A 14,816-nucleotide genomic window follows, 5' to 3' on the forward strand; every position below is an offset into this window, starting at 1 on the left:
CAATGTCGAGTGTCATCACTGTCGAGAATCTCGGCAAGCGCTATTTCCTGAGCGGCACGGCGGCGCCGGCCTATCGCACTCTGCGCGACACGATGGCGGAGGCGGCGCGGCGTCTGGTCGACCGAGACCAGACGAACCAGATAAAGGCAGCCGAAGCCTTTTGGGCGCTGCGAAACGTCAGCTTCGACGTCAACGAGGGCGATGTTGTCGGCGTCGTCGGACGCAACGGCGCGGGCAAGAGTACCTTGCTCAAGGTGCTGTCGCGTATCACGGCTCCAACCGAGGGCCTGGCACGCATCCGCGGGCGCGTGGGCTCGCTGCTCGAGGTCGGCACCGGGTTCCACCCGGAACTGTCGGGGCGCGAGAACATCTTCTTCAATGGCGCCATTCTCGGCTTGCGCAAGCACGAGATCCGGGCGCGCTTCGACGAGATCGTCGAATTCGCCGGCGTCGCAGAATTTCTGGACATCCCCATCAAGCGCTATTCGAGCGGCATGAAGATGCGCCTTGCCTTTTCGGTGGCGGCGCATCTCGAGCCCGAGATCATGATCGTCGACGAGGTGCTGGCGGTCGGAGACGCCGAGTTCCAGAAGAAGTGCCTCGGCAAGATGAAGGACGTGGCCAATTCTGGCCGCACGGTGCTGTTCGTCTCGCACAACCTCAATGCGGTGATGCAGTTGTGCTCACGCGTCATCTGGCTGGAGCGCGGCCAGGTGCGGGAAGACAGCCGCGAGGTGCATGACGTGTGCGGGCGCTATCTGCTCGGTGGTAGCGGCGGTTTGAAGGGGGCGTACATAGCGGCTGAGGATGGAGCGCTGGAGAATGAATATTTCAGCCTGCAATCTTTTAGAGTATGCGACCCGGAAGGGAGCACGATTGAGGGCCCAACACAAAATGACCAATCGATTACGATTGAAATAAAGGTCGATATAAAACGGCCAAGCGATCCGTTATCGTTCGGTGTTAGCATTGCTAATGCTGATGGTCAGGTGTGTTTTTGGACATTTACGAATGACAGCGCTCAGGAGCAGTGGCCGGTTCTTACGTCTGGGATTAACGTTCTAAGGTGTAATATTCCGCGGCGATTTCTCAATGAAGGAGAATATGTTGTGGAGCTTCTCGCGTCGCTTCAGAGAGTTCGGTGGCTGTGGCCCCCGGGACAATCTAAATGTGTTGTCCAATTTAGTGTATCTGGAGGTCTAAGCGATTCTCCATTCTGGTATAGCGCTCGTCCCGGCGTTGTTGCTCCCGTTCTGCAGTGGACGAACAATCGATGGGCGGTATAGATGATGGATAAGCTGTCCACCGCGCCCGTGTATGCAATCATTCCCGTCTACAACAGGCGGGAGACGACAATCTCTTGTATTGAGCAACTGCTCGCTCAATCGCTGCCACCGGCGCATATTATCGTATGTGATGGCGGCTCGAGTGACGGTACTCCAGCGGAAATTCGAGCCAGATTTGCTGCTGCGCCAGTTACCGTGCTGGAGACTCCCTCAGTGGCATTCTGGGGGAGGCAATGGCGTTTGCCATTGATTATTTGCGTCGGGAGCGAAATAATGGGAATTATATTGCATTATTTATAAATGACGACTGTATAATGCCTTCAGATTTTGTTGAAAAAATGCGGAGCGTCTGTGCGCAGGAAAGAAGCATTGTAGCGCCAGTTGTCGTCGATTCAAGCGATATAACCCGGGTTGTTGATGCGGGGGTGACAATCGACTGGTCGAGGTATCGCTTCCATGGCCGCAAGGACTGGCCTGCTGACAGTTCTTTCCGCGACGAAGTTGACGTATTACCGGGCAGGGCAACGTTCTTTCCAAAAGAAGTATTTGAAACAATTGGGAATCTTGATTCAGATATACTTCCACACTATCTGTGCGATTATGATTTTTCCTTACGGGCCCGCAAGGCTGGATTTCGTATCGGGATCACTGGGGAAACCTGGATCGGGGCGGACCTTGGGAAAACCGGCTTCAGTTCCAAGGGGCGGCGTCTAACGAGGAAAGAAGCCATGTTTCTCGCCGTGGCTCGAAAGTCACAAGAGAATTTTTTTGATCACTCGCGCTTCATATGGCGACATGCCCCTACGCGAATGACGGCGTGTAAGCTGCTTGTGCTGCAGCTTGCTCGTAGTGTTTACACTATCTTTGCAAACATGCGCAGGGGGTAGATATGTTGCATGGCGTATCGCGTTGGTTCTCTCGATCCCGGATAAATACCATTCTATGCCGGAAGCTAAAGGATATTATTGACCCGGGATCAGGATACGTAGATATCCTTGGCCTGGATAAATTTGGGACTGAGTACGGGGGGTGGGTTACTCCGACCGTGTTAATCAAGAAGGGCTGGACTTGTTATTGTGGCGGCGCGGGCGAGGATATTTCCTTTGAGGTCGCTCTTGCTCGGCAGTTGGGCTGTCTTGTGTATGCGTTTGACCCGACGCCGCGGGCGATTGCGCATGTCCGTGAAGCAGCGGCGGGGGTTTCCCAGTTTTGGTTCAGGCCGTTCGGGTTGTGGTCTCATGATACTGTTGTTCGATTCTTTGCTCCCCGGAATCCAGAGCATGTATCTTTTTCAGCTTTAAACCTGCAGGGTTCAAGTGACTATTTTGACGCTGAATGCCGCAGTGTCGACTCATTAATGCGGGAGCTTGATCATAGAGATATCGATTTGCTGAAGTTGGATATAGAGGGCGCGGAACATTTGGTGCTAAAAGATCTTTTTTCAAAAGGAATACACCCGAAGGTTATTTTGTTCGAAGTTGATAGGCCGGTAACCGTGATTAGGATGGTAAATACATTATATAGAATGATCGCGTCTGGATATAGGCTTGTTTTCGTGGATGGGTGGAATTTCTCTTTCGTGAAACGTTCAGCCTTTCCTTCCGAAGGGGCGAGATAAAGTGACAGATCCGCGGATAACCTTCGGTATAATCGTATTGAATGGTGAGCCGTTCACGCGATATACGTTGGAGGCGTTGTATCCATTCGCGCACGAAATCATTGTCGTTGAGGGGGCGGCCTATGCTGCAAGGGGGATCGCGCGGTCTGATGGGCATTCGCGGGACGGCACTCTTGAGGTGCTGCGTGAGTTCAAGGCGCGACACGATGCCGACAATAAGATCACGATCGTTACAGCGGAGGATGAGGGGTACCCCGACGGTTTTTGGCCCGGGGAGAAGGATGAGCAGAGCCGGGCATATGCAAAGCGGGCAACTGGGGAATATCTCTGGCAGATCGATATAGACGAATTTTACCGTCCGGATGATATGAAATATATCTGCCATAAGCTTAAATCAGATAAGAATATTTCTACTGTTACATTTAAGCAAATCACCTTTTGGGGGAGCACTGGATACGCTGTCGATGGCTGGTATCTTCGGCGTGGGGCATCAAGATATCACCGCTTATTCAAGTGGGGCCCCGGGTATAGCTATGTGACGCATCGTCCGCCTACCGTTCACGATGAGCGGGGGGTAGATTTGCGAGAGATCGCATGGCTCCGGTCGGAGGAGCTCGAGAGGGATGGTATATTTCTATATCATTATTCTCTGCTATTCCCGAAACAGGTGAAGGAGAAATGCGATTATTATGAATCTGCTCCTTGGGCGAAGCGTGCCCGGGCGCGGCATTGGGCCGAGAATGCCTATTTGGCTCTTAATGAGCCATTTCGGGTGCATAACGTGTATGATCTGCCAAGCTGGCTTGATCGCTATGTGGGGCCGCATCCTCCGATTGTCCTTCGGATGATGGATGACCTTCGAGTGTCGAATCCGGGCCTGCTGCGAGATTGCACCGATGTGGAGCATCTGTTGTCCAGGGCGTGGTATAACGTTGGCAAGCGGATCATCCGCGCGCTTGATCCCTTTGACGCTTTCGGGCGTCGGGTTGTCCGTAGGGTTAGGTCTTGGCTGAAGCATTGATAGCGCCTTTGTCGGTGGCGCAAGTTAGTGGGGCTCCCCAGGGTGGCGGTGCCGAGCGGATTGCGTATACGCTCTATCGGGGGCTGGCCGCGGCCGGGCACCGGTCCTTTCTTTTCGTGGGGCGCGGGGGCACGGATGAGCCCGGGGTATATCAAATCCCGGATCCAGTGGGAGATACGTGGCGATCGCGGACGGTCGGCGCCCTTCGTCAGTCTGTCACGCCGTATGTGGGACGTTTGCGTGGTGCGTGGCGGTTGGAGAAATTGTTGCGCCTGCTTGAGCGCCCAGGGCAATTAGAAGATTGGTATGCTGGCAGGGAATATTTTAATTTTCCTGGAACGAGAGACATCCTGTCCTTCTCTGGCGAGAAATTGGATATTCTTCATTGTCATAATTTTCACGGCGGATATTTTGATATCGGGCAGTTGTCTATCATAAGCAGACATATCCCGGTTGCAATGACGCTTCATGATGAATGGAGTTTTACAGGGCATTGTGCTTATACATTGGGTTGCGAACGCTGGCGTTTCGGCTGCGGGAGTTGCCCGGATTTATCAATATATCCGAGCATTATGCGTGACGCGACGGCTTTTAATTTGAATAGGAAGCGGGAAATATATTCTAATAGTCATCTATTCGTAAGCGCTCCCTCTCGATGGCTATTGGACAGGGCAATTAATTCTGTTCTTTCCAATGGAATTATCACTAGCCAGGTCATTAATAATGGGGTGGATCTAGGTGTATACAATGCGAATATATCGCAAGCGGAGGCGCGTTCCAGATTGGGATTGCCGGGCGATTGTCGTATTATAATATTCGCTGCGAATGGGGCCCGGAATAACATATTTAAGGATTACAAAACCGTTTCATCCGCATTTCGCCTTCTGGCGGAGAGATATTATAATAAGCCGTTGCTGCTTTTGGCTATCGGCGATCGAGGGGCTCCAGAGCGATTTGGTGCCGCCGAGATGCGGTTTATTCCTTATCAAAGTGATCCGCTTGTTGTTGCATCGTACTATCAAGCAGCTGATCTGTATCTCCACGCGGCGAAAGCAGATACCTTTCCGACTACGATCCTGGAAGCTCTGGCGTGTGGCCTGCCGGTCGTCGCGACTGCGACCGGGGGCATACCGGAGCAGGTGAAGACTCTTGAAAGCATGCCTGGCCGGTTGCCGAGTGTCACGACATATGCCGTAACTGAAGCGACCGGCGCCCTGGTGCCGATGGCCAGTGACGAGGGGATGGCGGTCGCTTCCGCCGCCATCTTGAGTGATGAAACGTTGCGGGAAAGGCTCGCCGCAAATGCGGCAAGAGACGCGATTCATCGCTTTTCGCTAACGCGCCAGATCGCAGAGACGGTGGATTGGTACTGCGAAATACGAGAGCGATTCAGCCAGTTGCAAGACTCTTGAAGTGATCGGCGAATTGGTTCGATGCTAAAATTCTCCATTATAACCCCAACTTACAATCGAGGGGAATTCCTGCGCGGAGCATTGGACAGTGTTTCGCGGCAGGGATACCGGAATTATGAACATATAATTATCGACGCGATGTCGACCGATGAGACTGCCGATATCCTGGGGAGTAGGAGCGATATTGTTTGGATTCGAGAGAAGGACGATGGTCTGTACGATGCGATTAATAAGGGAATTAGTCGATCTGTAGGCGATGTGATCGTATTATTAAATAGTGATGATCTTTTGCTTGATGGTGCGCTTGAGTGTGCGGCAGTTGCGATGTCGCGCTTGCCCCATGTTGACAGCTATTGTGCGCCCGTGGAGATGGGCTCCGTGGATGGTTCCACGCCGATTGTCCGGCTTCCGGTCCCTCGATTTGAGGAGCTGACCTCGGAGTTATTTTTCTCTGGAATTTTTCGAATCAATGGTCGTTTCTTTAGACGAGGCGTATTCAATAAAATTGGGATATTTAATAATGAGTATAAAGTTGCTGCAGACGTAGATTTTCTTGCGCGCTGTCTTGTGGGGGGCGTTTCATCGGCTTCTGGGGGGGATCCGATATATCGTTATCAGTGCCACGAGGGTTCGCTAACTCTCGGTGGGAGTATTATCAGTATAGATCATTTGAATGAGTTGATCTCTATCGCGGACGACGGGGGTATTGTTAAAGAGAATAGAGCGTTCTACAGGCGCTGGGGAGGGTGGCTGCGTTTTTATCGAATGGTGCGATTTAGGCGGTGGGCATATTTTGTGGACTTCTGGTCATTCGTCAGGAAAAATAAAGAAACGCTCGCCCCCTTGATGAAGCAGATATTTTTGCACATAAGCTCGCGTAGCGAGCGGCGTGGTGCCCCATACTGACCGTATATAACTTTTGTTGGTCCCACTGATCGTGCATCCCTCCGAGATCAGCGTCGTCATCCCCACCTACAACCGGGCGCATTGCATCATGCGGGCGCTCGAGAGCGTCTTTGCGCAGTCGCTCGCGCCCGGGGAGATCATCGTGGTGGACGATGCCTCGCGCGACGACACGGCGGCGGTGCTTGCGCCCTATGCCGGGCGGATCCGCGTCATCCGGCACGAGACGAACGCCGGGGCCTCCGCGGCGCGCAACACGGGGATCGCCGCGGCGCAAGGCACGTGGGTGGCGTTTCTCGACAGCGACGACGCGTGGCGGCCGGACAAGCTCGCGCGCCAGCTCGCGTTCATGGACGCCCACGGCGTCAACGTCTGCTGCACGAACTGCGATCTCATCTGGCCCGACGGGCAGGTGGAGCCCGCCTACCGGCCCTATCCGCCACGCATGGAGATCGGCCACTACGTCTGGGGATGCTTCACCTGCCCGGGCTCGACGCTGATCGCGCGGCGGGATCTCATCGGCGCCGTCGGCGGCTATGACCTGCGCTATCCGCGCTACGAGGATTGGGACCTGTTCCTGCGCCTTGCCGATCATCCGGACGTCGTGCTCGGCTTCCTCAACGACCATCTGGCCGATGTCTGGCGTGACTCCGCGGCCAATGCCGCCCTCGTCGACAAGGGCCTCGACCTGATGGTGGACGACCACCTCGAGCGTCTTTCGCAGCGGCCGGGTGCTCTCGGCCGGTCGTTTCGAGCAGCCATCGCCTTCGCGCGCTCGTCGAACGAGACCTCGCGCGGCCGCTACCTCCCGGCAGTCTGGCATCTTGTCGAGAGCTTCGCGCTTGCGCCCGTGCGCAACGAGGCTTTCCGCATCATCCTGTGGCCGTTCCTCAAGCGCAAATGCCTCGGCACGATGCTGCGCTGAGGGGATGTGCGGACGGCGCCGGCATACCGGCGCCACCATGAGGGGATGGATCAGCCGGGTGCCGACCCCGGGTGAGCCGAACGCCACGGTTGTTCCTGCGGGCTCCGCAGGCGGACGGCTCAGACGAGCGTGACTTTGCCGGTCGCCAGATTGTAGACGCCACCGACGACCTTGGCCTTGCCCTCGCTGACGAAGCGCGACACGATCGGCCCGGCCTTCGTCAACTCGGCCACGTTGTGGCGCACGTTCTCGATGATGGCGCGGTCCAGCAGGTCGTCGGAGCCTGCCTTCTTGGCCGCCTCCACCGCCGGCTTGATGGAGTTGACGAGCTCCGGCAGGTGGCCGGGTAGCTCGGCATTGTCCTTCAGTACCTTGATGGTGGCGTCGACGGCGCCGCAATTGGTGTGGCCGAGAACCATGATGAGCGGAATGCCGAGGAACTTGACCCCGTATTCCAGGCTGGCGAGCCCGTCGGTGTTGACGAAATTGCCGGCGACGCGGACGACGAAGAGCTCGCCCGGTCCCTGGTCGAAGGCAAGCTCGGGCGCGACACGGGAATCGGCGCAGCTCACGACGGCGGCGAAGGGGTGCTGGCTCTCGGCGCGCGCCGCCCGGCCGGCGGAGAAGTCCTTGTTCGCGGCGGTGTTCGCCGCATAGCGGGCATTGCCATCGACGAGCCGCTTCAGCGCCTCGTCCGGCCCGATGGCATTGGGCGGCGCGCCCGTCTGGGCCACGGCCGGGCCGAGTTGCATGCCAAGCCAGGCCGCGGTGCCGGCGGCCAAAAGCCCCCGCCGCGACAGGTGCGAGCGGTGCCCGCATCGTGGATCATTGCACATGTTCTGCCCCCCTTTCTCATCCGAGATCCTGTACCGGGCGACCGCCATGACACGCCGCCCTGCGGGCCCGCTCACGCATGGCTCCGCATCGACGCTGCATCGCACCCGGCAATGGCCGGATTGTTATACATTGAGCGCGGGCTTGAAATGCCCAAACTTTGCATGTAGTGGCAGGATCGCAACTAATATTAGGTTCATCGTTGATATATTTATGAAATATTTCAAGAAACTTTAAGCATAGCTGCCGTAGGTGGCGGGGGTGCGTGTTGGTGGCGAGTGCTGCATTGCAGGACGAACGGGGATCGGGGGAGGCGCTCGCCAATGCTGCAGAGCTTGCGGCGCTGGAGGACGCTGCGGCGCACCTGCGCCGGCATCCTGGCTTTCGCGCGGCGCTCGCCGCCTACTGCCGGGGGATGAGCAGTCCGGCGCGGATCGACTGGCCGGTCTACAAGCTCTTCGACCAGATCGGCCGCTATCTGGTCTGCTACATGCTGATCCACAACTACTACGCATGGGTCCGGGGCACGGGGCCCGCGCCGACACTCACGGCCCTGCAAAAGGTTTCGGGCGTCAGTGAGCGACAGACGGCCGGGTTCGTGGCCGCCCTCAAGTCCGGCCGCCTCATCCTCACCGAGCCATCGCCGAACGATCGCCGCGTGAAGCACCTGCGGCCAGCACCGCCGATGATCGCGGAAATCGGCCGCTCGGCGCGGCTGTTCATCGCTGCGTCGGACGCCCTTGCGGGCCGGGGCGGGGCGCGCGCTGCGCTGCTTGCGGACAATCACGATCTTCTCGGGGATGTGATCCGCCGGTCGGCCGCCTATGTGCTGGCGCACGGTACCCTCATCCATCCCTTCCCGCGCGTGCTGCATTTCGCAGAGCGCGACAGCGGCTATCTGTTGCTGACGGCAGTGTTCGCGGCCCGTTTCGATGGCCTTGCCTCGTCCCCCGCGGCGGGCTCGCTGAGCTACCGGCAACTCGCGCGGCGCTTCCAGGTCTCGGCCGCCCACATCGGCAGCCTGATGAACGAGGCCCAGCGCGAAGGCTGGTTCCACACCGACGGGCGCGGGCGGCTTGCCGGTGTCGCGCCCGATTTCGTCGAGGAGTTCGCGCAATGGGCCTCATGGCAAATGGTCCATTGCACCGGTCTCATCGAGGCGGCGCTCGCCGCGACCGGTTCGGCGCTAGTTGAGGCGGGAGGGCCGGGCGTTCCTGCCGACGCCGGCTAGCGGAAGGCCGCCGGGCCCCTTCTCGATGGTTCGGTCGGATTCCCCGACCGGGCTTCAAGCTGATCCGAACCGGCTCCGTGGCACCCCCGGCAGCGGTTGGCGGCCGGTCGCTTCTGCCCATCGGGTGAATATTCAATTTCATCACCGATCAAGACCCCGGCGAAGCCGCAGGCGGAGTGTCTCGCTCATTCGGCATCTTAACTGTTCGATCAGTCAGTGCATGCTGAGCGCTCCTTCCGCCGGGCGCTTCAATGTCCGCACCAAACGCGGCCATTGCCGTTTCTTGGTGCGGACGATCGGCGGCCCGGGCGACGAGCGACGGCGCGCGCGGCCTTCGCGGAACCATCGGGAGGAAAGCGGCTGAACGTTGAGGGCGGACAACGTTCGGCCTATCCGGCCTGATGCTACCCTCTGCATGGCCGGGAAGGATGCAAATGCCGTCTTGACATGTATCTTCGAATTATCGTAGGTTCGCACAAATGAATATCGACAGCCAAACCATGCAACGGGCTGCGGACGAGGCCAGCGAGCTTCTCAAGGCCCTGGCCAACCGTCATCGCCTGTTGATCCTGTGCCAGCTCGTCGACGGGGAGAAGTCGGTCGGGCAGCTCGCGGAGTTCCTGGGCATCCGGGACTCCACCGTGTCGCAGCATCTGGCGCTCCTGCGCCGTGATCGGCTGATCGCTGGCCGGCGGGAGGGGCAGACGATCTGGTATCGGATCGAGAGCGAACCGGCACGGGCGATCCTGGTCGCTCTCTACCAGTCCTTCTGCACGCCTGCCTTGCCGGAGGCCGTAGGCGCCGAAGCCTGACCGGAAGGGAGGGTGACACGGACCGCGGCGGGTTCAGCCCAGAGCGTCGCGAGGGAACCCAAGCCCGTACCCCGTCGCGTGTTTGCAGATTCTTGTAACCAAATAGTTGCAAAAATTTGCAATCGTTATCATGTAAGTATCAACTGAAGGCGATGGCCTTCTCGGGAAAGGGCATGACCATGACGAGGAATATCGGAGGCATTGACCGGGCGGTCCGGATCATCGTCGGCCTCGCACTTCTGTCGCTCGTCGCCTTCGTCGACGGCGATGCGCGCTGGTGGGGGCTTCTCGGCCTTGTGCCGCTACTGACGGGTCTCTTCTCGCTCTGTCCGCTCTACACGCTCCTTGGCGTCAACACGTGTCCCATCAGGGGAGAACGCAGGTGAAGCTCGTCTGGATCACCGATGCCCTTGCCGTCGGCGAGCAACTCCGGCCCGGAGACGTCGAAACGCTCGCCGCGGCCGGTTTCGCGGCCATTGTCAACAACAGACCGGACGGCGAGACTCCCGGCCAGCCGGAGGCCGAAGCGATCGCGACGGCGGCGCGGCAGGCCGGGCTCGCCAGCATTCACCTACCGGTTGCCGGCATGAATATCGGCGAGGAAACGGTGAGGGCCTTTCAGCGGGCCTTGGCCGCCAGCCCGGGCCCTGTCCTCGCCTTCTGCCGGTCGGGGACGCGCTCCCTCACGCTATGGGCCATCGGCGAAGTACTCGATGGCCGGATGGCGAAGGGCGATCTTGTCTCGTTCGGGGCCGAGCATGGGTTCGATCTCTCAGCCGCAGTCGCTTGGCTGACGACAAGGGGCGCACCGGACACCGGCCCTCAGACGCTTATCAGGAAAGGAACAGCCATGGTGCAGAAACCCGAAGTGACCGGCTTCTTCGACCCTCGCACCTGGTCGGTCCAGTATGTCGTTGCCGACCCGCAGACGAGGAAATGCGCGATCGTCGATCCCGTCTTCGATTTTGACGAGAAGTCGGGGCAGACGGCCTCGAAGAACGCCGATCGCATCCTCGCCTTCATCAGGGCGAAGGGCTACGAGGTCGAGTGGATTCTCGATACACACCCCCATGCCGACCATTTCTCGGCGGCGGCCTATCTGAAGGAGAAGACGGGCGCCCCGACAGCCATTGGCGAGAAGGTCACGGAGGTCCAGAAGCTCTGGAAGGGCTTCTACAACTGGCCGGATTTTCCGGCCGACGGCTCGCAGTGGGACCGGCTCTTCGCCGACGGCGACACCTTCAAGGTGGGCAACATCGACGCGCGGGTGATGTTCTCGCCCGGCCATACGCTCGCCTCGGTCACCTATGTCATCGGCGATGCGGCCTTCGTGCACGACACGCTGTTCATGCCGGACAGCGGAACCGCGCGCGCGGATTTTCCCGGCGGCAGCGCCAGGGTGCTGTGGCGCTCGATCCAGGACATCCTGGCGCTGCCGGACGAGACCCGCATCTTTACCGGCCACGACTACCAGCCGGGTGGCCGCGAGCCGCGCTGGGAATCGACCGTCGCCGAGCAGAAGGCGAAGAACATCCATATCTCGGAGTTCAGGACCGAGGAGGCCTTCGTCGCCGCCCGTGAAGCGCGCGACAGGACCCTGCCCATGCCCAAGCTGATCCTGCAGTCGCTGCAGATCAACACCAATGGCGGGCGCCTGCCGGAGCCGGAAGGCAACGGGCGGCGCTATCTCAAGATCCCGCTCGACCTCCTTGAGGGCGCGGCATGGGAGTGACATCCGTGACGGAAAGGTCCTTCGGCGAGTTGTCCGGCATGAAGGAGAAGGTGGGCGATGCGTCCGCCTTCCTGAAGAAGATGTCGAACCCGGACCGCCTGCTGGTCTGCTGCGCGCTCGTCGAGGGCGAGCGCTCCGTGCGCGAGCTCGAAGAGACGCTCGGCATCCGCCAGCCGGGTCTGTCGCAGCAGATCGCGGAACTGCGCGAGGCCGGCCTCATCGCCGGCCGCAAGGAGGGCAAGCACGTCTTCTACCGGCTCGCGGATCCACGCATCCAGGCCTTCATCGAGACCATGCACCGGCTGTTCTGCGAGACCGGTGCGCCCCACCGGCGTTTGCCGGCCTCATACGAGATCGACCCATGACAGAGTTCACACCCGTCGCCTCCTTCCTCGGGGGCACGATGATCGGCCTTGCGGCCGTTCTCCTCATGGCCGTCCATGGCCGCATTGCGGGCATGACGGGCATCCTCACCGGCCTCCTGCCGCCGCTCGCGGCCGACTGGGCCTGGCGCGCGGCCTTCATCGTCGGAGCGATCGGCGCCCCGGCTCTGATCGTCGCTCTGGCAGGCCGGTCCGCCATCGCTTTCGAGAGCAGCATGCCCGCTCTCTGGCTCGTCGCGGGTGGGCTCCTCGTGGGCTTCGGGGTCCATTTTGCCTCGGGCTGCACCTCCGGCCACGGCGTCTGCGGGCTTGCCCGGCTTTCGCCGCGATCGATGGCGGCGACGGTGACCTTCATGGCCGCGACCGCCGCCACGGTCTTCTTCGTCCGCCACGTTCTGGGAGGCCTGTGATGGCGCGTATCGCCCTTGCCCTTCTCGCCGGTCTCGTCTTCGGCGCCGGCATCGCCGTGTCCGGCATGATCAACCCGGCCAAGGTGCTCAATTTCTTCGATCTTGCCGGATCGTGGGATCCGTCGCTCGCCTTCGTGATGGGCGGCGCCCTCATCGTCACCGCGATCGGCTATCGCGTCGTGCTGCAGCGCCCAAAACCCCTCCTCGACGAGACCTTCCATCTGCCGACGGCACGGCGGATCGACTTGCCGCTCGTTTCGGGCGCGGCCGTGTTCGGCATAGGTTGGGGTATCACCGGCTTCTGTCCGGGCGGTGCCGTGCCGGCGCTCGGGCTCGGACAGCCGCGCGCGCTCATCTTCGTCACTTCGATGCTGGCCGGTATCGCGCTGGCGCGCTTCCTCCGCGGTGGCCTGGCCGGGCGGGCCCGGTCGCGCACTGCCTGACGACTGGTGGAGCGAGGCTACCATGCGCAGCGCTGTAGCTCGGCTTGAACGCTACCTGCCGATCTTGACGTGGGGCAGGGCCTATGACCGCGCAAGCCTCGTGAGCGACCTCGTGGCGGCGCTGATCGTCACGATCATGCTCATCCCGCAGTCGCTGGCCTATGCGATGCTCGCCGGCCTGCCGCCGGAAGTCGGCCTCTATGCGTCGATCCTGCCACTCGTCGCCTATGCGCTGTTCGGCACCAGCCGCACGCTTGCCGTCGGGCCCGTGGCTGTCGTCTCGCTCATGACCGCCGCAGTGGTCGGGGAGATCGTGGCGCAGGGGACCGCCGGCTATCTGGCGGCCGCCGCCGCGCTGGCACTGCTCTCCGGCGCGATGCTGATGCTGATGGGCCTCCTGCGGCTCGGTTTCCTTGCCAATTTCCTGAGCCATCCTGTGATCTCCGGTTTCATCACCGCATCCGGCATCCTGATCGCGGCGAGCCAGATCAAGCACATCCTCGGCATCGCGGGCGGCGGCGACACGCTGCCGGCGATCGTCGCGACGCTCGCGGGCGCCGCCTCCGGCGTCAATCCCCACACCGCCGCCATCGGGCTCGGCGTCCTGTCCTTCCTCCTGTTCGCCCGCACGCGGTTGAAGCCGCTTCTCATAGGGCTCGGCCTCGGGCGGCGCGCAGCCGATCTTCTCACCAAGGCCGCGCCGATCCTCGCTGTCGCCGTGACGATTCTCCTGGCGAAGGGCTTCGACCTTGCCGCGCACGGTGTTGCGCTGGTGGGCGCCATCCCGCCGGGGCTGCCGGCGTTCGCCGTCCCGGACATCTCGCCCCATCTTCTGGGGCAACTCGCCGGGCCGGCCTTCCTGATCGGCATCATCGGCTTCGTCGAATCCGTCTCCGTCGCGCAGACTCTCGCCGCCAAGCGGCGCCAGCGCATCGAGCCTGACCAGGAACTGATCGGGCTCGGAGCCGCCAATATCGCGGCCGGCCTGTCGGCAGGCTATCCCGTGACGGGGGGCTTCGCCCGCTCGGTCGTCAGTTTCGACGCTGGGGCGGAGACGCCGGCTGCGGGCGTGTTCACGGCGGCTGGCATCGCCGTTGCGACCCTCTTTCTGACGCCTTTCCTCGCGGCTCTTCCGCAGGCCACGCTTGCCGCGACCATCATCGTCGCCGTGCTTTCGCTTGTGGACCTGCGGGCCATTCGCCATGTGTTCGCCTATTCACGAGCCGATTTTGCTGCCATGGCGGCAACCATCGTGGTCACATTGTCCTTGGGCGTGGAGCCCGGCATCGTGGCGGGTGTCGGTCTGTCCCTCTTCCTGTTTCTCTACCGCTCGAGCAGGCCCCACATGGCCATTGTCGGCCAGGTTCCGGGCACGGAGCATTTCCGCAATGTCGCGCGCCATGCGGTGCTGACGGAGCCGCACATCCTCTCGATCCGTGTCGACGAGAGCCTCTATTTCGCCAACAGCCGTTATCTGGAGGACCGGATCGCGCAGCTGGTGGCGGAACGGCCGCAGGTCCGGCACGTTGTGCTCATGTGCCCGGCGGTCAACGAGATCGACGCCAGCGCGCTCGCCAGTCTCGAGGCGATCAACCGCCGCCTCGCCGATGCCGGCATCGCCTTTCATCTGAGCGAGGTGAAAGGCCCGGTCATGGACCGCCTGCGGCGCTCCGATTTCCTCGACCAACTGACCGGGGAGGTGTTCCTCAGCCAGTTCGCAGCCGTCAGGTCTTTGCGCGGCGCGGAGCACCGGCCGCTCGCGGTGGTCTAGGTCGGCGGCTTCCGATCCCGTCGTTGACGGCAGGG

17 protein-coding genes are annotated in these 14,816 nt (G+C 60.7%); 16 read left to right on the top strand and 1 reads right to left on the bottom strand.

Annotated elements, in window-relative coordinates; all coding sequences use genetic code 11:
- Positions 1 to 2 precede the first annotated feature (2 nt).
- The 8 genes from BOQ54_RS20125 to BOQ54_RS18915 all read left to right on the top strand — a co-directional run bounded on the left by BOQ54_RS20125 (position 3) and on the right by BOQ54_RS18915 (position 7,165).
- Entirely contained in the window at positions 3 to 1,286 is a 1,284-nt protein-coding gene (locus tag BOQ54_RS20125) for an ABC transporter ATP-binding protein (RefSeq protein ID WP_071924729.1), read from the top strand.
- A 3-nt stretch (positions 1,287 to 1,289) separates the two neighbouring features.
- Positions 1,290 to 1,586: a glycosyltransferase family 2 protein gene (locus BOQ54_RS20475; RefSeq protein WP_432431533.1), complete on the top strand. Its 297-nt coding sequence runs from the start codon at positions 1,290 to 1,292 to the stop codon at positions 1,584 to 1,586.
- Complete coding sequence (locus BOQ54_RS19905; RefSeq protein WP_145979838.1) at positions 1,520 to 2,173, top strand: glycosyltransferase family 2 protein; 654 nt, start codon at positions 1,520 to 1,522, stop codon at positions 2,171 to 2,173. Before BOQ54_RS20475 ends, BOQ54_RS19905 begins: the two co-directional genes overlap by 67 nt.
- A gap of 158 nt (positions 2,174 to 2,331) precedes the next feature.
- Positions 2,332 to 2,904, top strand: coding sequence for an FkbM family methyltransferase (locus tag BOQ54_RS18900; protein ID WP_186438072.1), 573 nt, complete (start codon positions 2,332 to 2,334; stop codon positions 2,902 to 2,904).
- Position 2,905: 1 nt separating this feature from the next.
- Positions 2,906 to 3,925 carry a glycosyltransferase family A protein gene (locus BOQ54_RS19910; protein ID WP_145979839.1) on the top strand — a complete coding sequence of 340 codons (1,020 nt, stop codon included), beginning with the start codon at positions 2,906 to 2,908 and terminating at the stop codon, positions 3,923 to 3,925.
- 14 nt (positions 3,926 to 3,939) lie between these two features.
- Positions 3,940 to 5,337 carry a glycosyltransferase gene (locus tag BOQ54_RS18905; RefSeq protein ID WP_245316413.1) on the top strand — a complete coding sequence of 466 codons (1,398 nt, stop codon included), beginning with the start codon at positions 3,940 to 3,942 and terminating at the stop codon, positions 5,335 to 5,337.
- A gap of 21 nt (positions 5,338 to 5,358) precedes the next feature.
- The gene (locus BOQ54_RS18910) at positions 5,359 to 6,243 is read left to right on the top strand and encodes a glycosyltransferase (RefSeq protein ID WP_071924733.1); all 885 of its coding nucleotides are present in this window, start codon (positions 5,359 to 5,361) and stop codon (positions 6,241 to 6,243) included.
- A gap of 16 nt (positions 6,244 to 6,259) precedes the next feature.
- Complete coding sequence (locus BOQ54_RS18915; RefSeq protein ID WP_186438073.1) at positions 6,260 to 7,165, top strand: glycosyltransferase family 2 protein; 906 nt, start codon at positions 6,260 to 6,262, stop codon at positions 7,163 to 7,165.
- Between the two features lie 119 nt (positions 7,166 to 7,284).
- On the opposite strand, the gene BOQ54_RS18920 is transcribed toward BOQ54_RS18915, so the two are convergent.
- Positions 7,285 to 8,001, bottom strand: coding sequence for a carbonic anhydrase (locus tag BOQ54_RS18920; RefSeq protein ID WP_055458536.1), 717 nt, complete (start codon positions 7,999 to 8,001; stop codon positions 7,285 to 7,287).
- Positions 8,002 to 8,270: 269 nt separating this feature from the next.
- Between BOQ54_RS18920 and BOQ54_RS18925 the strand changes: the two genes are divergently transcribed.
- The 8 genes from BOQ54_RS18925 to BOQ54_RS18960 all read left to right on the top strand — a co-directional run bounded on the left by BOQ54_RS18925 (position 8,271) and on the right by BOQ54_RS18960 (position 14,781).
- Positions 8,271 to 9,230 (top strand): hypothetical protein, encoded by a 960-nt coding sequence (locus BOQ54_RS18925; RefSeq protein ID WP_245282629.1) that lies wholly within the window; start codon positions 8,271 to 8,273, stop codon positions 9,228 to 9,230.
- Between the two features lie 479 nt (positions 9,231 to 9,709).
- Positions 9,710 to 10,042, top strand: a complete 333-nt coding sequence (locus BOQ54_RS18930) for an ArsR/SmtB family transcription factor (RefSeq protein ID WP_055458535.1) — start codon at positions 9,710 to 9,712, stop codon at positions 10,040 to 10,042.
- A 179-nt stretch (positions 10,043 to 10,221) separates the two neighbouring features.
- A complete protein-coding gene (locus BOQ54_RS18935; protein WP_055458944.1) occupies positions 10,222 to 10,428 on the top strand; it encodes a YgaP family membrane protein in 207 nt (68 codons plus the stop codon).
- Entirely contained in the window at positions 10,425 to 11,774 is a 1,350-nt protein-coding gene (gene blh / locus BOQ54_RS18940; protein ID WP_055458534.1) for a bifunctional sulfur transferase/dioxygenase Blh, read from the top strand. Before BOQ54_RS18935 ends, blh begins: the two co-directional genes overlap by 4 nt.
- 38 nt (positions 11,775 to 11,812) lie before the next feature.
- Positions 11,813 to 12,139 (top strand): ArsR/SmtB family transcription factor, encoded by a 327-nt coding sequence (locus tag BOQ54_RS18945; protein WP_186438088.1) that lies wholly within the window; start codon positions 11,813 to 11,815, stop codon positions 12,137 to 12,139.
- Positions 12,136 to 12,567 (top strand): YeeE/YedE family protein, encoded by a 432-nt coding sequence (locus BOQ54_RS18950; RefSeq protein ID WP_055458532.1) that lies wholly within the window; start codon positions 12,136 to 12,138, stop codon positions 12,565 to 12,567. Before BOQ54_RS18945 ends, BOQ54_RS18950 begins: the two co-directional genes overlap by 4 nt.
- Entirely contained in the window at positions 12,567 to 13,010 is a 444-nt protein-coding gene (locus BOQ54_RS18955; RefSeq protein WP_055458531.1) for a DUF6691 family protein, read from the top strand. Before BOQ54_RS18950 ends, BOQ54_RS18955 begins: the two co-directional genes overlap by 1 nt.
- A gap of 22 nt (positions 13,011 to 13,032) precedes the next feature.
- Complete coding sequence (locus BOQ54_RS18960; RefSeq protein WP_071924735.1) at positions 13,033 to 14,781, top strand: SulP family inorganic anion transporter; 1,749 nt, start codon at positions 13,033 to 13,035, stop codon at positions 14,779 to 14,781.
- Positions 14,782 to 14,816: the final 35 nt, after the last annotated feature.

This window comes from Chelatococcus daeguensis (assembly GCF_001887265.1).
Classification (GTDB): domain Bacteria; phylum Pseudomonadota; class Alphaproteobacteria; order Rhizobiales; family Beijerinckiaceae; genus Chelatococcus_A; species Chelatococcus_A sambhunathii.

What these genes read in the sequence shown, in the direction of transcription:
- BOQ54_RS20125 (WP_071924729.1), top strand. Translation starts at nt 3, where the DNA reads ATGTCGAGTGTCATCACTGTCGAGAATCTCGGCAAGCGCTATTTCCTG.
- BOQ54_RS20475 (WP_432431533.1), top strand. Translation starts at nt 1,290, where the DNA reads ATGGATAAGCTGTCCACCGCGCCCGTGTATGCAATCATTCCCGTCTAC.
- BOQ54_RS19905 (WP_145979838.1), top strand. Translation starts at nt 1,520, where the DNA reads ATGGCGTTTGCCATTGATTATTTGCGTCGGGAGCGAAATAATGGGAAT.
- BOQ54_RS18910 (WP_071924733.1), top strand. Translation starts at nt 5,359, where the DNA reads ATGCTAAAATTCTCCATTATAACCCCAACTTACAATCGAGGGGAATTC.
- BOQ54_RS18920 (WP_055458536.1), bottom strand. Translation starts at nt 8,001, where the DNA reads ATGTGCAATGATCCACGATGCGGGCACCGCTCGCACCTGTCGCGGCGG.
- BOQ54_RS18930 (WP_055458535.1), top strand. Translation starts at nt 9,710, where the DNA reads ATGAATATCGACAGCCAAACCATGCAACGGGCTGCGGACGAGGCCAGC.
- BOQ54_RS18935 (WP_055458944.1), top strand. Translation starts at nt 10,222, where the DNA reads ATGACGAGGAATATCGGAGGCATTGACCGGGCGGTCCGGATCATCGTC.
- BOQ54_RS18945 (WP_186438088.1), top strand. Translation starts at nt 11,813, where the DNA reads ATGAAGGAGAAGGTGGGCGATGCGTCCGCCTTCCTGAAGAAGATGTCG.
- BOQ54_RS18950 (WP_055458532.1), top strand. Translation starts at nt 12,136, where the DNA reads ATGACAGAGTTCACACCCGTCGCCTCCTTCCTCGGGGGCACGATGATC.
- BOQ54_RS18955 (WP_055458531.1), top strand. Translation starts at nt 12,567, where the DNA reads ATGGCGCGTATCGCCCTTGCCCTTCTCGCCGGTCTCGTCTTCGGCGCC.
- BOQ54_RS18960 (WP_071924735.1), top strand. Translation starts at nt 13,033, where the DNA reads ATGCGCAGCGCTGTAGCTCGGCTTGAACGCTACCTGCCGATCTTGACG.